The sequence below is a fragment of the Chryseobacterium sp. SC28 genome (assembly GCF_003932955.1).
GTDB lineage: Bacteria > Bacteroidota > Bacteroidia > Flavobacteriales > Weeksellaceae > Epilithonimonas.
The window spans coordinates 15,932-36,529 of record NZ_QOVY01000006.1; the positions used below are offsets into that span (position 1 = coordinate 15,932).

General features: G+C 38.3%; 14 protein-coding genes and 1 pseudogene. 5 read left to right on the forward strand and 10 right to left on the reverse strand.

The window, feature by feature from the left end; translation table 11 throughout:
- Positions 1 to 34 precede the first annotated feature (34 nt).
- Positions 35 to 1,774 carry a helix-turn-helix domain-containing protein gene (locus tag DTW91_RS05110; RefSeq protein ID WP_228412661.1) on the forward strand — a complete coding sequence of 580 codons (1,740 nt, stop codon included), beginning with the start codon at positions 35 to 37 and terminating at the stop codon, positions 1,772 to 1,774.
- A 64-nt stretch (positions 1,775 to 1,838) separates the two neighbouring features.
- Here the strand turns inward: DTW91_RS05110 and DTW91_RS05115 are convergent, their stop codons facing one another.
- From DTW91_RS05115 to dnaK, 9 genes and pseudogenes are all read right to left on the reverse strand, one after another.
- Complete coding sequence (locus tag DTW91_RS05115) at positions 1,839 to 3,035, reverse strand: hypothetical protein (RefSeq protein WP_125202318.1); 1,197 nt, start codon at positions 3,033 to 3,035, stop codon at positions 1,839 to 1,841.
- Between the two features lie 449 nt (positions 3,036 to 3,484).
- The gene (locus tag DTW91_RS05120) at positions 3,485 to 3,904 is read right to left on the reverse strand and encodes a toprim domain-containing protein (RefSeq protein ID WP_125202319.1); all 420 of its coding nucleotides are present in this window, start codon (positions 3,902 to 3,904) and stop codon (positions 3,485 to 3,487) included.
- Positions 3,905 to 3,937: 33 nt separating this feature from the next.
- Complete coding sequence (locus tag DTW91_RS05125) at positions 3,938 to 4,435, reverse strand: hypothetical protein (RefSeq protein ID WP_125202320.1); 498 nt, start codon at positions 4,433 to 4,435, stop codon at positions 3,938 to 3,940.
- 235 nt (positions 4,436 to 4,670) lie between these two features.
- Positions 4,671 to 5,843 carry a VapE domain-containing protein gene (locus DTW91_RS05130; RefSeq protein WP_125202321.1) on the reverse strand — a complete coding sequence of 391 codons (1,173 nt, stop codon included), beginning with the start codon at positions 5,841 to 5,843 and terminating at the stop codon, positions 4,671 to 4,673.
- A 5-nt stretch (positions 5,844 to 5,848) separates the two neighbouring features.
- Positions 5,849 to 6,187, reverse strand: coding sequence for a helix-turn-helix domain-containing protein (locus DTW91_RS05135; RefSeq protein WP_125202322.1), 339 nt, complete (start codon positions 6,185 to 6,187; stop codon positions 5,849 to 5,851).
- 114 nt (positions 6,188 to 6,301) lie between these two features.
- On the reverse strand, positions 6,302 to 7,030 hold the full coding sequence (locus tag DTW91_RS12835) for a hypothetical protein (protein WP_125202323.1): 729 nt from the start codon (positions 7,028 to 7,030) through the stop codon (positions 6,302 to 6,304).
- Between the two features lie 2 nt (positions 7,031 to 7,032).
- On the reverse strand, positions 7,033 to 8,283 hold the full coding sequence (locus DTW91_RS05145) for a site-specific integrase (protein WP_125202324.1): 1,251 nt from the start codon (positions 8,281 to 8,283) through the stop codon (positions 7,033 to 7,035).
- On the reverse strand, positions 8,280 to 8,876 hold the full coding sequence (locus tag DTW91_RS05150; RefSeq protein ID WP_228412656.1) for a helix-turn-helix domain-containing protein: 597 nt from the start codon (positions 8,874 to 8,876) through the stop codon (positions 8,280 to 8,282). The genes DTW91_RS05145 and DTW91_RS05150 overlap by 4 nt, the downstream gene beginning before the upstream one ends.
- A gap of 220 nt (positions 8,877 to 9,096) precedes the next feature.
- Positions 9,097 to 10,875: pseudogene (dnaK, locus tag DTW91_RS05155) on the reverse strand (molecular chaperone DnaK); the annotation flags it as partial.
- A gap of 208 nt (positions 10,876 to 11,083) precedes the next feature.
- Between dnaK and ppk1 the strand changes: the two are divergent.
- The 4 genes from ppk1 to DTW91_RS05175 all read left to right on the forward strand — a co-directional run bounded on the left by ppk1 (position 11,084) and on the right by DTW91_RS05175 (position 18,557).
- On the forward strand, positions 11,084 to 13,153 hold the full coding sequence (ppk1, locus tag DTW91_RS05160; protein ID WP_125202424.1) for a polyphosphate kinase 1: 2,070 nt from the start codon (positions 11,084 to 11,086) through the stop codon (positions 13,151 to 13,153).
- Between the two features lie 39 nt (positions 13,154 to 13,192).
- Positions 13,193 to 14,086: an exopolyphosphatase gene (locus DTW91_RS05165; protein WP_125202326.1), complete on the forward strand. Its 894-nt coding sequence runs from the start codon at positions 13,193 to 13,195 to the stop codon at positions 14,084 to 14,086.
- A 176-nt stretch (positions 14,087 to 14,262) separates the two neighbouring features.
- Positions 14,263 to 17,316 carry a choice-of-anchor I family protein gene (locus DTW91_RS05170; protein WP_125202327.1) on the forward strand — a complete coding sequence of 1,018 codons (3,054 nt, stop codon included), beginning with the start codon at positions 14,263 to 14,265 and terminating at the stop codon, positions 17,314 to 17,316.
- Between the two features lie 221 nt (positions 17,317 to 17,537).
- Positions 17,538 to 18,557 carry an LLM class flavin-dependent oxidoreductase gene (locus tag DTW91_RS05175; protein WP_125202328.1) on the forward strand — a complete coding sequence of 340 codons (1,020 nt, stop codon included), beginning with the start codon at positions 17,538 to 17,540 and terminating at the stop codon, positions 18,555 to 18,557.
- A 121-nt stretch (positions 18,558 to 18,678) separates the two neighbouring features.
- Here the strand turns inward: DTW91_RS05175 and DTW91_RS05180 are convergent, their stop codons facing one another.
- Complete coding sequence (locus tag DTW91_RS05180; protein WP_125202329.1) at positions 18,679 to 20,472, reverse strand: ComEC/Rec2 family competence protein; 1,794 nt, start codon at positions 20,470 to 20,472, stop codon at positions 18,679 to 18,681.
- Between the last annotated feature and the right edge of the window lie 126 nt (positions 20,473 to 20,598).

The window sequence follows — 20,598 nt, forward strand, 5'->3', positions numbered from 1 at the left end:
AATTTGTACTTATTAACTAATAATTTTGACAGGAGTGTTATATAGAAAAGTATTTCTTTACTTTTTTTATTTGTCTTTGTTTTTTTCTTCTGGAAAAATACACGGGCAACATAGTTTTGAGGATATACGAAGCACATATGACAAAAAGAAAGAAAATGATATAACCGCATTAAAAGGGATAAATCTCTATATTCAAAAAGCAAAACTCGAAAATAATTTAGTTGAACAAATCCAAGGATATAGAGATGCTACTTTTTATTCTAAAGATAAAAGACTAAAAATAAACTATGCCGATAGCGCCATAGTTACTGCGCAAAGAGCAGATGATAAGGAACTGATTTCTACAGTTTACCTGCTGAAAGGCAGTTTGTACTATTTCTATTATAAAAACTACCAATCTGCACTGGCAGAATATTTAAAAGCTTACCAATATTCTAAGGACAGTAAGGATGATTATCTTAAATATAAGATTGTCTATCAAATGGGATTAGTGAAGAGTTATCTGGGATACTACAGTGAAGGCATTGAACATTTTAACGAATGCATTTCTTATTTTGAACCCAAATCAAAAGAAAAATTGGAATCTGGCGCAACACGCAATGTAGAAAGAGGCTATCTTAACAGCTTACACCAAATTGCGGTATGCTATAGAAATATAAAAGATTACAAGAAGGCAGATTCAATTATTGATGCAGGACTTCGTTTTTCAAAAATTGACGAATTTTCTTCAGAAAAAGCTTATCTAACAAAATGCAAAGGAATTTCTGAATATCACGATAAGAATTATAATTCTGCCATTATACTTCTGCAAAAAAGTTTACCCATTTTGAATAAAAATGATGATTTCTATTGGTCTTCTGTCTCAGAGTTCTACATCGGAAAGAGTTATTTAGGATTGGGAAAAGAAGATTTAGCAATTAAACAATTTGAGAAAGTAGATTCTATTTTTCAGAAAAGACAATTTATTGTTCCTGAACTTTTTGAAAATTATAATTTTCTAATCAAATATTACCAAAATCGAAAGGATTCGGAAAAGGAGCTTGAGTACTCCAAAAAACTTCTGAAAGCAGATAGTATTCTTAACAGAGATTTTAAATATTTGTCTGAAAAAATCCATAAAGACTATGATAAGCAAATCTTAGAAGAATCAAAAACTAGATTAGAAGCTAGTAATAAATGGGGATTTGGAACCATAGTAATACTTATTGCAGTATTACTTATAATTGCTTTATTAGCTTGGAAATTTTATAAGAATGGGAAACAGATAAAATTAAAATATCTTGAATTAGAAAACCAGTTAAACCAGCAAATAAAACCGGTTTCACTATCGTATGAAAACCTTTCAAGCCATGGGAAGTCTATACTAAATGAGGAGGTATTTTCTGATTTACAAAATAAGCTAAGAGAGTTTGAGACCAATGAAGGTTTTAAAGAAAATGGACTAACTATTGACAGGCTGGCAAATATTCTACATACAAACAAATATTATCTATCACAATACATCAATGATGTAAAAGGAATAAATTTTAGCAAATATCTCTCAACACTTCGTATTAATTACATTACCAGACTTATGTATGAAAACCCATATTATTTGCAAATAAAAGTTCAAGGATTAGCAGATGAATGTGGCATAGCTTCCCGTCAAAATTTTTCAGACCTTTTTCAGGAAATCAACGGCATCCGGCCAACAGATTTTATAAAGCAAAGAAAAGCTGAGATGGATAAGTATGAAGAAAGAGGATCAGCAGAGTTCAAATTAAAAAAGAATTAATCTGAATTAGTCAATACTTAATCTGACGGCGATTTAGGTGTATGCTATGTAATTTAGACCTACTTTACCTCCTAAATCCTCTTCTTTTTTCTGATTCTTCTTGCTGTTCTGGTTTACTATCTGTTTTTATTTGTGTCTTTCCTTCTTTTTGTTGTCTGACTTCATAATCTCCAAATCTCATAAGTGTAAAAAATTGAGCTGTTTTATTCGGATCGCTAAAAATCTCCTTGAAAGCAGAAGAAGGGATGTTGTTTTCTTTTGAGATTTTCTTGGCAATTTTGGTCAGTTCCGCAAGCATTTGTTTATGGGTTTCTATCTTAAAATTAGGATTAAGCTTCTCGAACCTGATTGCTTTTTCAAGAGTATTTTGCACCGAATCCAGATATTTTTTCTTTTCAAAAGCAAAAGTCTTTTCATCTGTCAATAGAATGGAACTTTTGTTTTTGAGAAGACGAACTTCCTTCCTTAAGCTTTCAATTTTAGTGTTGAGTTCTTCAATCTGTTTTGTTTTGGCTTCCAATTCCGTTTTGTTTTTTAGAAGTTGGGTGTTATAGACTTTAAATATCTTTTCATAATTCTTAATCGTCTTCTCTGTTTTGACTCTCTGAAAACCTAAAAAATCCGGTTCTTTCACGATTAGTTCTTCAAATTTCTTGGAGCCTATTTCAGTTTTCATTTCATTAAGTCTTTCTTCCAAAGCCTTCAGATCTTCTTCTTTTTGCTTGATCTTAAATTCAATAGCTTCCAATCGTCGTATTCCTGTATTGGACTTACCTCTTTCCATTCCCAGACATTCTGCGGTGATGTCCTGCATTTTGGAATAGTGAAAGGATTGATGCTTTAATGTTTTTCCTGTTTGCAAATCTTGCCAGTCTGCTACCAAATGGGCATGATAATTCGGTTTCCATTCTTTGGTATCTTTATCGTAATGTCCTTCGTCTTTATGAATGGTGATTTGGAAAATTCTGATTTTTAATTCCCCTTCCAATCGTTTTGATAAATTGTGTAAATCCTGCATAGTAGTATTTTCTTTAATTACAACTACAGCTTCACGAATCGGAATAGCGTTCTTCTGCAACTTTCTTCTGGATTTTTCTTTGCAGTAGGTTTCAATTTTTTGAAGCCGGTCTGCCATTTTCTGTTCCATCCAGTATTCATTTTTGGGAGTTAAATCTTTGCGGATATATTCAAAAGTCTTCTTCCTGAAATTATGGATTTCAGAATCGGATTTTGCTGCCTTGAAATTAATGGATGTCTTCATACAATTATGTATTTGTGTTTTTAAATCAATGTATATTTGTTAAATGATATAAGGCTGTAAGTATTGAAAGCTATAACTATTTTATGCAGGTTTGAGATGTACCTGTATCTTTTTTACGCAGGTAGTTTAATCAACCTGTATTCATTTTATACAGGTTAAACAAATATTTATGCTCAATAATTGGGGTTATAAATATTGGGTACTATCTTATCAAATTCGTCTTATTACTTGTATTCAATTTACTCAGGTTAAAGCCCCGCAGGGCGAAGCAGCAACTTTGTTGGGAGGGAAACGACCTTCAAAGTTGCGAATGAGCTCCTAACTTCTGCGGGTAGTTGGTAAAAAACATATACCCTGTAGTATTTTTAGCCACCTATTACGATGTATTTTATTTAGCCACAAACCTTGTATTATTTTTGACAGGTTAAATTTATCTACTTCTAAGTTTTTCATCTTCTTCGTTTAAAACCCTGAACATTTTGTTGTTGTTCATTCTGCTCTTTTTGATGTAAGATTTCGGATTCTTTTTTGATTCGTTCAATTAAAAATTCATTCAAGTCTTTATGTTCGGAATAGATTTCGGAACAATCATTTGCCTTGGGAAATGTTTTTAAAATTTCATCTTTACAAACTTTCCCGGCTTGGTCATTATCCAAAAACAAATGGATTTCAGAATAGTTCTTCAGATGCTCTTTGGTTTTATTCAAAAGGGCAATTGAATTCATCACCAATACATCTCCTTTGAAAAACCTTTTCATTTCTACAAAAGACAATAGATCCATAAATCCTTCAAAAACGACTACATTTTTGTTGTTGAATCGGTCATCTGACTCTTGATTAAGACGAATAACAGAAACATCCTTTTTCAAAACCGAACCTTTGTAAAATGAATTTCTGAGTTCCTAACCTCCGGAATTGTTTTCAAATCCAATAGCGTACAGATTTTGGTTTTTATCGCCTATTTTGAAATGCACTTCCCTTATTAACGGATACACCATTTCCGAAAGTCCTCTTTGTTGCAGATAGTTCATCAAATTTTCGTTTTGAAGTTCTTTTATTTCGGTGATTTGATAATTTTTATTGGGCTTTAGATTCGTATCCGATTGTGGAATTTTGGTTTGCGGATGAAAAGAAGAAAAATTCTGTTTTTCTGCCCATTCCAAAACTTCTTTTACGGAAATATTCAGATATTTTTTCATAAAGTCGGTATTGTTTCCTCCTATTCCTTCTGAATGGAGATACCAAACATTTTGTTTTTTATCAAGTTTAAAAGAGGCATGGGTTTCTGTTCCGAACGGATTCAGAAACCATGCTTCTTTTTCATTGTGTTTCGTGGGAAGGTGTCCGAGAGAAAGGAGGACTTCTTCCAATGGTATAGTGTTAAATTGTTTGCAGTTCATTTTTTTATGTTTTTGTAAGTTTTTACTGAATCTTCTTACCTTTTTACCAAAGTCTTTGTCAGAAAGTGTTTTAGGAGGTTTTAGTAGTTACCTTTCTTTACCTCATTACCTCTCCCTTTGTTATTTATGGGTAACTTAGGTAAGAGAAAATTTTATTATTACCTTTTTTAGAATCTATTATTCATCAAGGTTTTCAAATATTTTAGGTAAGTTGGTAATTGAGGTAAGTCGATTTTTAATTTTCGTTTTTTGATTCTTCGATTTTTCGTTTGATTAAATAACCATAGACTTGCCTTTTGGAATGTTTTATCCGTTCATAATTCAAGACCGTTAATGCTTTTCCTATTTTTATAATGTTTAACCGAACTCCCAATGCATTGTTCATCGCCAACATAATATCCGTTGCTGTGAGGAATTCATTTTTACTATCCGATTTCTCAAAATGAGTGAGAATAATTTCCTGCTCTAAACTGACTTGCTTGTATTTTTCATTCCGTTTCTCGTTTTCCAAAATATCTTCGGCAGTGAGTTCCGGATTGTAATTTTTCCTTTCAAAAGCATTGAAATATGCTTGAGCCCAAACTTGATTAATATTGATTTCCTTAGAATAATTGAAATTGATTTCCAGAACTTCAAAAATCTGCCAACGAACGCTTCCTGTTTCATCTGTCAAAAAATCGGAGCGGTTGGTTGAGCCACAAAATGAAGCGGTTCTGTGCATTAATGAAGATTTTCTATCATAAGGTAATCTTGCATTAATGGTGTTTTTGGAAATGAAAGATTTCAGCGTATTCACATCAATTTTTGACATCACAGAAAGTTCATCAATGTTGATGATCAAAGATTTGCAAAGTGAAATCAATCCATCTTTATCAATTCCAATATCTTCGGTGTAATATTTTTCTAGTTCGGTTGGAATCAGGAATCTCAGAAAACTTGTTTTTCCAGAATTTTGTTTGGTATTGAATAGAACCAAGCATTGTTTGTTGACATATCCTCTATTCAGCGAACACAAAACGGCTCTTGTCAACCATTTTTCAAAATGATTTTGAAATGATTCATCGTCAGTCGTTGTTATGTAATTCGCTAATTTTTGGATATGATTTTCACCGTTCCATTTTAGGAGATTTTCAAAGTAATTTTGAATAGGATTGTATTTCTCTATCAAATGACTTTTCAGTAAAATTTCCAACTTATTTATAGTGACGTTAATTCCTGATTGAATCAATTCAATAAACAAGGAATTGATATTCAATTCTTCCCAATCTTCATCTTCAGTGCGAATTTCAAATTCCAAAGCAATTTCATTGTATCGGACTTGATATTTGTGATTCAGGTACTTAATCACCTTATCAAATACGGTAACAGAACTTGATTCAGTTTGATAACGTTTTTGTGGCAAATCCATCAGAATTATTTTAGACTCTTATAATTCGCTCTCGCTTCAGCTTCTATCTCTTGAATGGTTTTCTTTTTGCCTTTAGATATCCATTCTAAAAGTTCATCTTCAAAAAAATAGAGTTTCTTTCCGCTTTTGTAACATGGAATTTTTCTTTCCCGAACAAGCGTATAAATTGTCGGTTTTGCTTTACCGATTATTTTACAGGCTTCGGAAATGTCAATAGGAATTTTCTTTGTAGGAATTGCACGAACTTGATTTTGCTCTACAATTGATTTGATTTCGGCAATTTCATTTGCCAAATGTGCGACTGCTTTTGGCAGGTTTTCAAAGTTGATTTCGTTTGCATCCATATGTATCGTTTATGATTGTTATGGTGCAATAATATAAAGTGATTCCTCTGTGATGACGATAAACACGCAATCACAGAGGAATCACACACAAAACACTATGTTTTGTAATTTTTATTAATCAGAGAGGGATTCTTTGATTGTAATTAGTCCTTTTTTGGGATCATCTTTTAAATGACTTTTTATCGTATCAATTTCAACTTCTTTCAATGATTCAGCAAATAAATGTTTTAGAAAACTGGCAATTTCAATTTGCTGACCTATTTTAAAATGATTCCATAAATTCCAACCGAAGTGATAAAGGTCAAGCGTTGATAATTCTTTGATTTTAACAAGTTGAATATGCTCAAAACTTTGCTTTTCTGAATAGAGAATAATATAATCACACAATACTTTCAAATCCTCGTCTGAAACATACAGAGCAAATTTCTGTTTGGTATAATTAAGTGCGATTTGCAATTTTTCTTGGTCTTGTTGTGTTTTTTTCTCTTGCTGAGCTTTACGTATTACATTTGTATCTGCATTGTTTTCAACTGGATTTGCTATTTTCTCTGTCGAGCTAACTATTTGAATATCCTTTGGTTCAGCTTCTTGTTTTTCAACTAATTTGGATTTTGAATTGTTTAAAAAACGTTTTACTGTCCAATTTACTATTGGGTCAAGAAATATATTTAGAGTCGCAAAACCTATAATGGCAAACCCAAAATAAAACCAAAAAATAAGATTGACTGCAAAATCATCCGCTCCCTTATTTATAAAATGATCTCTACCTAAATATCCTATATAAAGACAAAGAAGTAAGACAGGTAAATATTTTAAAATGTTATCAAAATCCTTGATTCTCATTATTATTTGGACTTTAAAGATTTTAGTTGGATTGCTTCTGCTGCTTTATTTTTCTTTTCATCAATCACTTTTGCGTACACTTGTGTTGTTTTCACATTCGTATGACCAAGCATTTTGCTTACGGTATAAATGTCCGTTCCATTGGATAATTGCAACGTTGCAAATGTGTGTCGAAAACAGTGAAACGTAATATTTTTCTGAATCCCTGCTTTTGCTACCCAATTTTTTAATGGACGATTGATCCAAGATGGATTAGTTAAATTCTCAAAAACTAAATCATTGGGCAATTTTGGTTCTCCACAAATCTCTAAAGCTTGCTGAGAAATCGGCATATATTCTACGCCTTTTGTCTTTTTTTGCGTGAAGTTGATTCGTGGCTGATTACTTTCAAAACTTATTTCATTCCACTTCAATTTCTGAATGTCGGAATGTCGTAAACCTGTTAATGCTGAGAAAAGTGCAGCACGTTTCAATACATCGTTTTCACAAGGTGTTTCTACTAATATGTTCAATTCTTCAATGGTTAAGTATTCTCTTCTAGTTTCCTGAGAAGGAATACTTTTTATTTTTGCAGAAATATCTGTGATAAAATAGCCATCAATAAAAGCTTGTTTCAAAGCGGCTTTGAAAACAGAAAAATAAGTGGAAGCCGTATTTTGTGAAAGTATTCCATCTTTGTTTCCTCCTCTTTTAGCGGTCAGTAGAAACGATTTAAAATCCTCACAAAATTTAAAGTCGATTTGAGAAAACACTATCGTTTCTCCAGCAAACTCTTTCAAAAATTCGATAGACCTTTCCCAATTTATAATAATTGAACTTGAACTGTTTTTATGTCGCTTCTTTATTACAGCTTCAAAAAACTTGATAAAATTTTCCTGAGACTTTTCTTTTTGTTCTGCTTGAATAGTATCTAATTCACTATAAAGATCAGCGTTGTCGTATTCCTTTTGCCGTAATTTTCTTACTGCATCAGCATATAACATCGTTTCAATATCATTATCACTCTTACAAATAATGATTCCATTGTCATTTCTTTTTGGTTTGTAAGAAACTGAAGTTTCGGTAGTTCTTGCTACTCTTTTTTTATCAAAATCAACGGTGGTTACACTTCTGTTGAGATATTCTCTAATTCGCTGAGGCGACTTCTTTCCAATAACCTGGACAGGATAACTTTCCAAATAAATATACCATTCCTTTCTATCTTCTGCTTTTCGAAGCCGAACGGTGACTTTAGTTTTGGTTAATTCTTTCATCTATTTGCGAATATTTTATCGATTTCATCTTTTGGAACATAAACAAAACTGCCCACTTTCTTTGTTGGTATTTTGTTTCTCCTAATTACATTATTTACGGTTCCCGGATCAGCATGAAATTTTTCACTGATTTCCGAAATCGTGTAGCAATTCCCAACTTCGAAATTAGGTTTTGATTTCTCTTCTTTTTTCGGTGGAAGTTCTATCGAAGTGAACAATAATTCTATATCTAACTTACTCACTCTTGTAAGTCTTTCTCCAAAATTGTGAGCAGGAATCTTTCCATTTTTAATTAGTCTACGAATGGTATCTTTTGAAATGCCGAAAAGAACTACCGCTTCACTAACTGAAATATAGGGGCGAGTTTGTATTTCTGCAATTTTCTTAACAGATTTTTCCAAAAGCGATTGTTTTTCTTCCAAGTCTTTTGCAATTCGCTTTTGTCTTTTCCCTTCTTTTTCCGAACAATATTTACTGCAGAATCTTGTCGTAACTGTTTTAGCTTCGAATGGTTTTTCGCAGAACTCGCAAATTTTAGGAATTTTTAATTTACTAAAACCCATTTCAAAATTATTTTTTGATTCTATGCACATTTAAATGCAATTAAAAACAAAATAAGACCTAATAAGGCGCACATTTTCTGTATTTAACGCTCGGTACAAATATGATACAAAAATATACTAAAAATTGATTAAAAACAAGCAAAACAAAAAATGGCTAAAAACCAAAAATCGCTGTAAATATTACATTTACAGCGATTTGGTAATTATTATTAGTTGATACTAATCAGTACTTACTTTACTTCTTCGAAGNGGAAGCGGCCATCCATGCGGCGTCCAAAGCTTCGGTTTTAGCTTTTACATCGTCTGCATTTTTAGCTTCGAAAGCCGTTTTCAAGCCAGCAAGAGCCGTTTCGATGGCTGCTTTCTTATCGGCAGACAATTTATCTCCGAATTCTTTCAGCTGTTTTTCGGTCTGGAAGATCAATCCGTCGGCTTTGTTGAAGAGTTCTACTTCTTCTTTTCGCTTCAAGTCGGCAGCAGAATTTTCCTGCGCTTCTTTTTTCATTCTTTCGATTTCTTCTTCGGAAAGACCGGAAGAAGCCTGGATTTTGATCGATTGTTCTTTTCCTGTTCCTTTATCTTTTGCAGATACACTCAGGATTCCGTTCGCATCAATATCGAAAGTTACTTCAATTTGAGGAACGCCTCTTGGTGCCGGTGGAATGTCTGTTAGATCGAATCTGCCGATTTCTTTGTTATCGTTGAACATCGGTCTTTCGCCTTGTCCTACTCTGATGCTTACGGCCGGTTGGTTGTCGCTTGCGGTAGAGAACACTTCCGATTTTTTGGTTGGGATGGTGGTGTTCGCCTCAATTAATTTGGTGAATACGCCTCCCATAGTTTCGATACCGAGAGAAAGCGGCGTAACGTCCAGCAAAAGAACGTCTTTCACATCGCCGGTAAGAACGCCACCTTGGATTGCCGCACCGATTGCTACGACCTCATCCGGGTTCACCCCTTTGGACGGTTTTTTACCAAAGAATTTCTCGACTTCTTCTTGGATCACGGGGATTCTTGTAGAACCACCCACCAAGATGACTTCGTCTATATCTTTCACTGTAAGGCCGGCATCAGCAAGCGCTTTTTTACAAGGCTCCATAGTTCGTTTTACCAAGTCGGCAGATAATTGTTCGAACTTGGCTCTGGTCAAAGTCTTCACTAAGTGCTTAGGACCAGTTGCCGTTGCGGTGATGTACGGAAGGTTGATTTCGGTCTGTGGAGAAGAAGACAACTCGATTTTTGCTTTTTCGGCGGCTTCTTTTAATCTTTGCAGGGCAATGGCGTCTGCTTTCAAGTCCACCCCTTCTTCTGCTTTGAATTCGTCTGCCATCCAATTGATAATGACATCATCGAAGTCATCACCACCCAAGTGCGTATCACCATTGGTAGATAATACCTCGAAAACACCGTCTCCTAAATCCAAGATCGAGATATCAAATGTACCACCACCTAAGTCGTACACAGCAATTTTTTGGTCTTTGTGAGATCTATCCAGACCATAGGCCAAAGCTGCTGCAGTTGGCTCATTAATGATTCTTTCCACAGTGACACCAGCTATTTCGCCGGCTTCTTTGGTAGCCTGTCTCTGAGCATCATTGAAGTAGGCCGGTACGGTGATAACCGCCCTTGTCACTTCTTGCCCAAGATAATCCTCGGCTGTTTTTTTCATTTTTTGAAGAATCATTGCAGAGATTTCTTGTGGTGTATATTCTCTGTCGTCGATTTTGACTTTTACGGTATCGTTGGGTCCTTTCACAACGGTGTAAGGCACTCTCGAAATTTCTGCCGCATCATCTTTAAAATGCGTTCCTATAAATCTTTTGATAGAATATACTGTTTTCTTAGGATTGGTGACCGCCTGTCTTTTTGCGGGATCGCCTATTTTTCTTTCACCGTCTTCTGTAAACGCTACGATAGAAGGTGTTGTTCTTTTACCTTCTGCATTAGGGATTACTACTGCCTCCTTACCTTCCATTACTGCGACGCAGGAGTTGGTAGTACCTAAGTCGATTCCAATTATTTTGCTCATTTTATTGGTTGTTTTTTGTTATTAATAAATATACTGTGCAATTCTCAATATTTGTACCACGGTAAAAAATGTGACATATTGTCATTTTAGAACTTTTTTTAAAATTATTAATATAGAAGAAAGAATTCCGGGAGGTAAAGTTGTACTTTGTCAACCGTTTCTATTTCCAATGAATTTTACTACTTTTGAAATCATCAAAACCAGAACTATGCCACAAGAATTCAATCCGCGCGACATTACATGGCTGGGCTTCAACGCCAGAGTCTTGCAAGAAGCGATGGACAAAAGCGTTCCTATTCATCTTAGGATTCGGTTTTTAGGAATATTTTCCAACAATCTGGACGAATTTTTCCGCGTGAGAGTAGCAGGACTAAAACGCGCGATGGACTTCAAACAGAAAGTCGTAAGTGAATCCTTTTATGAGGCACCTTCCAAGATTCTCCAAAAAATAAACAAACTGGTCATCCGTCAGCAAGAGGATTTCGACCGTACTTGGAAAGATGTGCAACGCGAGATGGCCAAAGAAAAAGTTTTTATAAAGGATCATAAGCATCTCACGCCTTCTCAAAAGGCTTTCGTCTTCAAATATTTTGACGAAGAAGTAGAATCTAATGTGATCCCGATCCTTCTCCACGACAACAAGCCGATGCCCTATCTTCGGGAAAAGAGTCTTTTCATCGGCATCGCCATGAGAAGAAAGGAATGGCAATACGAGAGCCAATATGCCATCATAGAAGTGCCTGTAACGGCCAACGGAAGATTCGTGCAGCTCCCGACAGAAAATCCCGAGCAAAAGGATTTGATGCTTTTGGAGGATGTTATCATTTACAATCTGCCTCATATTTTTTCGTACTTCGGATATGACGAGTTCACGGCACATTGCTTCAAAGTAACGAAAGATGCAGAATTCGACCTCGATAACGATATCAATACCACGCTGGCCGACAAAATAGAGAAGGGCATCAAAAGCCGGCGAAAAGGCAAGCCCACCCGCTTCGTCTTCGACAAGGAGATGGATAAGGCCTTACTGGAGTTCCTCATCAAGAAACTGAATCTCAGCAAAAAAGACAGCATCATTCCGGGGCAAAAGATTCATAATTTCAGACATTTTATGGATTTCCCCGACGTCTTCAAAGCGTATGAAAAACCCGTCGAGAGAACCTCCTTCACCCATCCGGAATTTGCGAACACACAGAGGGTGACAGACGTGATCATAAAAAAAGATGTTCTGCTCACCTTCCCTTACCATTCCTACGACTCCGTCATTGATCTGCTAAGAGAATCCGCAATGGATCCCGATGTGAGGTCTATCCAAATCACCGCATACAGGCTTGCGCCCAATTCTAAAATAATCAATGCCCTGATCAATGCGGTCCGAAACGGAAAAGCAGTCACCGTGATGCTGGAACTGAGAGCGCGCTTCGACGAAGAATCTAATCTGCTGTGGAAAGAAAGACTGGAAATGGAAGGCGTAAAAGTGCTGCTCGGCTTCCCCAACAGAAAAGTACACGCCAAACTGTGCGTTATCAAAAAAAGAGTGAATAATAAAACCATTCAATATGGCTTCGTGAGCACCGGAAACTTCAACGAAAAGACGGCGAAGATCTACGCCGATCATCTCATAATGACGTCCAACAGATCGATAATGGCAGACATCAATAAAATTTTCTTAGCACTTAGTAAACCAAAAGTTGATCCCACAGTCACCCTGAGAAGTTGCACCAATCTGCTGGTCTCTCCGGAGTTTATGCGAGCCAAAATAATAGCGCATATCGACCGGGAAATAGAAGAAGCCAAAGCCGGACGAAAAGCCGAAATGATCATCAAAGCCAACTCCGTGAGCGACAGGACACTGATCAAAAAACTCTACGAAGCTGCGGAAGCGGGTGTCAAAATCAAAATGATTGTCCGCGGCATCTACTGTGCCGTGAACCAAAAGAACTTCAAAGAAAAAATCTATGCCATAAGTATTGTGGACGAATATCTGGAGCACGCCCGGGTGATGTATTTTTATAGCAAAGGTGCAGAGAATATGTACATCTCCTCCGCCGACTGGATGACGCGAAACTTGGACTACAGAATAGAAGCAGCCATACCTATCTTAGAAAAAAATCTGAAAAAAGAGTTGAAAGCACTACTGGAAATCCAACTTCGGGATAACGTCAAAGCAAGAATCCTGGACAAAAATATGAGAAATGAATACGTCCAATGCAACTCTGCCGAAAAAATACGGTCGCAGATCGAAATTTACAAGTTTCTCAAAAATCAGAAATACTGAATCGTTTATTTTAAATTTAACCTTTAATCGCACCCCTAAATGATAATTGCCGCCATAGATATCGGAAGTAATGCTGCAAGGCTGCTCATCAATGATGTAAAAGAAACCGACGGGAAACCGGAATTCACCAAACTGAATCTTCTGCGAATCCCGCTGAGACTGGGTTTTGATGTTTTCAGCCACGGAGAGATCGGCCCGGTAAGGAAACAGATGGTCATCAAGACCATGATCATTTTCCGGGAATTGATGGAGATCTACAATGTAGAACATTACCGCGCCTGCGCGACCAGTGCAATGCGTGACGCAAAAAACGGACAGGAAATCATCGACATCGTAAAAGAACAAGCAGACATCAATATCGAAATCATAAGCGGCGACGAGGAAGCCACACTCATCTACGAAAACCACGTCGCAGAAGGGCTCGACAAGGATTTCGCCTATCTCTACATAGATGTTGGCGGTGGCTCTACAGAACTCACTTTCTACGAAAACAACCAAATGCAGTACGAGCATTCCTTCGATATCGGAACCATTCGTCTGCTAAACGGATTGGTTCCGCCAAGCAGCTGGGATACAATGAAAGACGAGATCAAAACTAAAATTAAGACGAAGAAAACACTGGTTGCCATAGGCTCCGGCGGCAATATCAACAAGATCTTCACGATGAGCAAAACCAAAGAAGGAAAACCGATGTCTGTGTCCGTAATCAAAAAATATCTGAAGGATATGCAAAATCAAACCGTCGAAGAAAGGATGCACCAATACGATATCCGCGAAGACCGCGCAGACGTGATTGTCCCCGCTTTGCAGATCTTCAGCAATGTGATGTCTTGGGCCGACATCAAACAGATATTTGTTCCTAAGATCTCTGTGGCCGACGGCTTGATCCACAGCATTTATGAACAAGTGCAAGCTCGGGAAAAAAAGAAATAAAGATGGTAGTCTTGGGCGCCAAATCCATTAATTAAATAATAATTTTAAGTTAATTTTCAATTAAAATGATCTTGAAAAGGGCTTCATTAGGAACTTTTATTAAATTATAATTAAAGTATAATTAAAGTCTCGCAACAGCATATTTTTCCATCTTTACGGCAATCAAAAAAAGTAATATGAAAAATAAATACCTTTTCAAGAGTCTTTTGCCATTTGTTGTATTGTTTCACAGCCTTTTGTCTGCACAGACCTTGGTACATTATTGGAATTTTAACAACAACTCTTCTGTGGCGGCCATTACGGCTCCAACGCTATCTCTTCTGAATGGTTCTATCACGGCGGTTTCCACCGGCACAAGCGGTAGCGATACGTATATTGACTACGCCGGCGGCACGGGACAAAACTTTAATGTCGATAACTTGAACGCCAGAAACGGAGATCCTGCCGGAACCCATTTGAGATACAATAATCCAATCAATGGCAACATACAATTCCATCTGCCAACGACCGGATATAACAACGTGGTGGTGAAATTTGCAACGAGAAGATCGGGCTCCGGAGCAGGTACACAAAATTGGTCTTATTCCACAGATGGAACTACCTTTATACCATATCAGACGGTGAATCCTCAAGATGCTAATCCACAATTGATTACACTTGATTTCTCAGCAGTTTCGGGCGCTTCCAACAATCCCAATTTTAAATTGAAAGTGGAGTTTGCCGCAACGGGAGGCGGTTCCGGTGGAAACAACCGCTTTGATAACTTTACCCTTGATGCAACCTTAATCGGTAATACAGATACCACTGCACCCTCCGTCACGTATTTTCCGGCGAATGGAACAACCAATGCTTCTACGACGGCAAGCCCCACCATTTCTTTTAATGAGGATGTAAGACTGATTGACAATTCGGCCATCACGGACGCCAATGCGCAAAACTTGGTGGAATTACGATTAAATAACAGCACCGGAAGCACAGTCGCATTCACAACGACAATCAGTAATAATAAAATTACAGTGATCCCCAACGCCGGTTTGCTGCCCAATCAGACTTATTATTTAGCCCTAAAACCAAATCTAGTCGAGGATCTGAGTGATAATGCTGTTAGCGCCGTCTCCTCATCTACTTTTGCCACCGCCGGAACGACTGTTTCATTTGATAAAACTTTCGTAAAAGTTGATGAGAATTCCGGAACCGTAGCAGTGAAGATCAACGTCAACAATCCGTCCAATGCAACAGTCGATCTCGTCGTAAAACCCGCACCTTTCGGTACGGCAAACAGCAGCGATTTCATTTTACAAAATCAAAATATCAATATTACCCCTTCAACCGGGAGTGTCACGATAAATATTCCAATTATTGATGATAATTCGGATGAGCAACAGGCAGAATATTTTGTGGTAGCTCTTGAGAATCCTGTGGGTACAGCTATCTCCGGCAATGCGACGTCAACCATTTATATTGTAGATAACGACAAAGCAGTGCCGACGCCCACTAAAGAACTTGAACTCAATTACCTTGGATTTTTTGACCCTTCGGGAAGCAATAATAGTTCGACTGAGATCGTCGTTCACGATCCTGCAACCCAGAGGCTCTTCACCATCAGTGCTTTGACCGATGTTTTCGATATTATCGATTTCAGCAACCCGGCAACGCCCGCCGTCATTTCGACGGTGAATATGTTGCCTTACGGTGGCATCACCAGCATCGCCGTAAAAAACGGAATCGTTGCGGTAGCCTCTCCCAACGGAACCGACGCCCAACAAAACGGATCTGTCGTCTTCTTTGATACCGCCGGCAACTTCCTGAAACAAGTGACCGTGGGCGTCCTTCCCGATATGATCACTTTCACACCTGACGGCACAAAAGTAATGACGGCCAACGAAGGCGAACCCAACGACGCCTACACCGTAGATCCCGAAGGATCCATCAGCATCATCGACATCACCGGCGGAATTTCCAATCTTTCACAGTCAAATGTAACGACGCTTTCGTTAGCAGTTTTCAACGGTCAAGAGGCTCTTTTGGCTGCATCCGGCGGCAGAAAAGTAAAATCTACAAGCACCTTGGCTCAGGATTTGGAACCCGAATATATTGCCATCAGTGCAGACAGCCAGAAGGCATGGGTTTCGTGCCAAGAAAATAATGCCGTCATCGAGGTAGATCTATCCACCAAAACTTTAGGCAACATCTGGGGCTTGGGTCAAAAAGATATGAACCTTCCCGGAAACGGTTTCGACGCTTCCGACAACAATGGGGAAATCCTAATTGCTAACTGGCCGGTAAAAGCCTATTATAATCCGGACGCCATGGCTTCGTACAAAGTAGGAACCGCCAACTATATCATCACGGCCAACGAAGGCGATGAGAAAGACCTGAGCGGCTTCAGTGAAAGAACCACCGTGGGCGCCAGCGGCTATGCTTTGGATGCTACTGTCTTCCCGAATGCTTCTGTCCTAAAAGCATCTTACAACTTAGGAAGATTCCGCGTCACCAATGTGAACGGCAATACAGACGGCGATGCCGAATACGAAGAAATTCACGCTTTGGGCGCACGATCATTCTCTATTTTCAATGCAGATACAAAAACGATTGTCTATGACAGTGGCGATCAATTTGAAAGATACGTTGCCGCAAATCATCCGTTGATCTTCAACGCAGACAACGAAAGCAACGATCCCAAAAACAGAAGCCGAGCAAAAGGCCCAGAACCCGAAGGCGTGACTCTCGGCACCATCAGCGGAAAGACTTTTGCCTTCATTACGCTCGAAAGAACAGGCGGTGTTATGGTTTACAACGTCACAGATCTTGCAAACCCAACATTTACAGACTACAAAAATCCGCGGATGACAACTGCGTACGGCGGAGATAATGGTCCCGAAGGTATTACTTACATCGCTCCTGAAAACTCTACGACCGGCAAAGGCTACGTGGTGGTTGCCAACGAAATCAGCGGAACACTGTCAATCTATGAAGTAGTGCTGTCTCCAAGTTTAGCAGCAGGAGAACCAAAAGCTGAGAAGGCAACATTCAGCATTTTTCCCAATCCGGTCACCAAAGGAAACCCGCTTTACCTGAACCAAGCAAAGGATTATGACTTGTATGATATGTCTGGCAAATTGCTTAGCACCGCAACAAATGCGCTAACCATCGATACTTCAAAACTGGCTACAGGTGTTTACATCGTTAAAACTTCGGACGGTGAGGTCAGGAGAGTGATTGTAAAATAATAAATCTTTTTTCTTTTTAATTTTCTTTTTTGCCTCGGATTTTTCCGAGGTTTTTTTTGATCTTAAACAAATCAACGATCGCGAAAAGGACACGAATGATTTGTAATAAAAAATTACCTTTATGATGAAAGGATTTCTGCGAAGTTCAACCAATTGTAATTACCTTACATCAATGCTTTGGCAACCGCGAAGTTGTAAATTTGCGGTAAAAAACGACCGTTATGGAAATAGGAATAGGAATGTTCGGAGATATTTCGCCGGATCCCAAGACAGGAAAATACAGAGATGTCAGCACAAAATTAAACGAAATCTTGGAGCAGGTGAAGCTGATGGATCAATTGGGTCTGGATGTTTTCGCAATGGGCGAGCATCACCGCGAAGATTACGCCGTCTCCTCGCCGGAAATTCTATTGGCCGCCGCTGCAAGCATCACCCACACCATAAAATTAGCGAGCGGCGTCACGGTTCTTAGCTCTGCAGAGCCCGTGAAGGTTTATGAAGATTTTGCCATCATCGACTTGATTACCAAAGGACGAGCCGAAATCTTTGTGGGCAGAGGAAGCTTCATCGAATCTTTCCCTTTGTACGGCTACGATCTTTCCGATTACAACCAGCTTTTTGAAGAGAAATTAGACTTATTGTTGAAAATCAACAACGAAGAAAATGTCAGCTGGAGCGGAACATTGCGCCCGCCGATGCGCAACCAAACCGTTTATCCCAGAGCTTACCAAAATCGCCCACTGCCTATCTGGGTGGCGGTTGGCGGTACACCGGAATCTGTCCTGAGAGCTGCAAAATTGGGCTTACCCTTGATTGTGGCAATCATTGGCGGAATGCCGAGACAGTTCAAAAATCTGATTGAATTTTACAAACAAGAATATCTGCGAGCCGGCCACGACAAGACCAAAATGCAGATCGCCATCCATTCGCACACCTTTGTAAGCGACGATCCAGAAGTGATTGATCAATACTTTTTTACGTACAAAGCTCAGATGGACAGGATCGGGCGAAGCCGCGGATGGGCGCCTTTTAGCAAAGCACAATATGAGGCCGGCCGAAGTAGGGATGGCGCATTATTTATGGGAAGTGCGGATGAAGTGGCAGATAAAATCAACGACATGAAAGATTTATTCGGACTGACAAGATTTATCGGACATATGGATGTAGGCGATCCGGCGCACGATGTGATGATGAAATCCATCGCGTTGTTCGGAGAAAAAGTGGCTCCGCAAGTGCGGTAAATAAAATGACATCCTGCTTTATAAGTTGGGTTGTTTGGTTCTTCTTTTCAGACGGACTCTTAATCCTGCGAATGAATAATTTGAAGAATCTGCCGAATTATTTGCGAGTTAGAAACTCAAATTATTTCAACCCATAAGCTTTTCCTTCGAAGACAAAAGCTTCGGCGTCTTCGGGATAATATTTGATTTTGCAATGGGCAGTCCGTCTCGAGATCAAATACGGATTGATGACAAAATCTTTGATTTTTGCCTCATTTTTATTGGACTTCAGCCAGAAAACTGTTTGATCTTTGTCCTTGACGCTGATGATTTTCTCCCTATAAAACTGATGAACCAAAACCTCCTTTTTCTCAAAATTATACACATTAAAACCAATTCTAAGACCGAAAAACACGAGCAAACAAAAACTGAAACGAAGCAAATGCATTAGGTTCAAATGCTCTTTGACAACAAATTTTAGAAAAAAAATTGAAAGGAATAAGAAGACGATTTCCCATAAATTGAGAGAAAGATTCCTATTCATAAGTGTTTCGAAGCCCGAAAACCAATGAATCAATTTCAAAACATACAGAATAAACGTATCGAAAAGCTCATAAACAGGAAGAAATTTTAGTCCAAACGCAATGAAAATAACCATAAACAAAGACGAAATAATAATCACCTCCGAAAGCGGAATGATGAGAAGATTTGCGAAAATGGAAATAAAGGAAAACTGATGAAAATAAAAAATCGACAAGGGCAAGGTCGCAATCTGAGCCGCAATCGTCATTGCTGCAATACTGTAAACGAAATCCAAAAGCCACCACTTCGGCTGCCCAAAAAGCGCTTTGACGGGCTCTGCCAACCACCAAATTCCCAATACAGCGACGTAACTCAACTGAAATCCCACTTCGAAAAGCTGCCTGGAATCTACCACCAAAATCAGGAAAGCAGACAATGCCAAAGCGTGCAAAAGATCCGGTTTACGCTGGAGCAAAACCATAATATAGTAGCACGAAATCATCAAACAACTGCGCATCACGGAACTTCCGTAATCAATGAAAACGGCAAAGGCCCAGATCAAAACCAGACTTAAAATAATGGATACTTTCCTGAGCTGCACCGGAATAATTTGGTTAAAAATAAAAAGCGCCAGCCAGAAAATAATGACCATGTGCGAGCCGGAAATCGCCAGCAGATGCACCAAACCGGTCTGGTTAAAATCCGTCACCGTCTCGGAATCCATCTCCGTGCGATCCGACAAAATAATGCCTTTGACAAACTCCTGAATCTTCGGCGACAGCGGCGACCGATTGATTTCGTTGAGAATGCTTAGGCGTTTTTGACGAATCTGATCCGGAAAAGAAACGTCGGTTTTTTCCGTTTTTAAAATTTCATTGGGCAAATAGGCTTGCAAATAAACGCCTTGTCTTGCGAGATATTTTTTGTAATCAAATTGAAAATCATTCGCGACAGATTCCGGCTGATGGATGTAAACTTCGGCGTCGTAGAAATGATTGAAATCCAACAGTTCCTGATCCTTCGGAATGCTCAGAACGCTCTTGATGGGGGAAAAATCTTTGATTTCTTCAGATGGAACCGCTACAATGTCCACGATATATCGTCTGTTTTTTTCGTTGGAATTCAGTTTTTTATTAAGCTGGAAAACGATATTTTCTTTTCCATCAAGTGGTGGAATTTGCTGAGCCGAAGAGTTTTGAAAATGAACGAAAACCCCGATTGAAAAGAAGAAAAATACCAACACCTCATATTTGATCCGCGGGAAAAATCCGATCTCGATTCCAATGCCGATTAATGAAACGCCGGATAAGGCCAGCAGACTAAAAACAGTGAAATCATTGAGATGGAAGTATTCCTGAAAGACAATCCCAAGTATGAAACCAATCAATAAGATTAACAGTGGCTGCTTCTTCATTGGAATCCCTGTTTTTTTGTTTAATATTTATGATCAAAAGTTTTCCGAACAGTTACCGATCGGCATCACCGAAAACAGAATGTAATCTTTTTTATCCCGTATTAGCAATTTGTCATTCGAAAAAAA

Coding starts and splice junctions, on each gene's coding strand:
- DTW91_RS05115 (WP_125202318.1), bottom strand. CDS start 3,035: ATGAAGACATCCATTAATTTCAAGGCAGCAAAATCCGATTCTGAAATC.
- DTW91_RS05125 (WP_125202320.1), bottom strand. CDS start 4,435: ATGAACTGCAAACAATTTAACACTATACCATTGGAAGAAGTCCTCCTT.
- DTW91_RS05130 (WP_125202321.1), bottom strand. CDS start 5,843: ATGGATTTGCCACAAAAACGTTATCAAACTGAATCAAGTTCTGTTACC.
- DTW91_RS05135 (WP_125202322.1), bottom strand. CDS start 6,187: ATGGATGCAAACGAAATCAACTTTGAAAACCTGCCAAAAGCAGTCGCA.
- DTW91_RS12835 (WP_125202323.1), bottom strand. CDS start 7,030: ATGAGAATCAAGGATTTTGATAACATTTTAAAATATTTACCTGTCTTA.
- DTW91_RS05145 (WP_125202324.1), bottom strand. CDS start 8,283: ATGAAAGAATTAACCAAAACTAAAGTCACCGTTCGGCTTCGAAAAGCA.
- DTW91_RS05150 (WP_228412656.1), bottom strand. CDS start 8,876: ATGTGCATAGAATCAAAAAATAATTTTGAAATGGGTTTTAGTAAATTA.
- ppk1 (WP_125202424.1), top strand. CDS start 11,084: ATGCCACAAGAATTCAATCCGCGCGACATTACATGGCTGGGCTTCAAC.
- DTW91_RS05165 (WP_125202326.1), top strand. CDS start 13,193: ATGATAATTGCCGCCATAGATATCGGAAGTAATGCTGCAAGGCTGCTC.
- DTW91_RS05170 (WP_125202327.1), top strand. CDS start 14,263: ATGAAAAATAAATACCTTTTCAAGAGTCTTTTGCCATTTGTTGTATTG.
- DTW91_RS05175 (WP_125202328.1), top strand. CDS start 17,538: ATGGAAATAGGAATAGGAATGTTCGGAGATATTTCGCCGGATCCCAAG.
- DTW91_RS05180 (WP_125202329.1), bottom strand. CDS start 20,472: ATGAAGAAGCAGCCACTGTTAATCTTATTGATTGGTTTCATACTTGGG.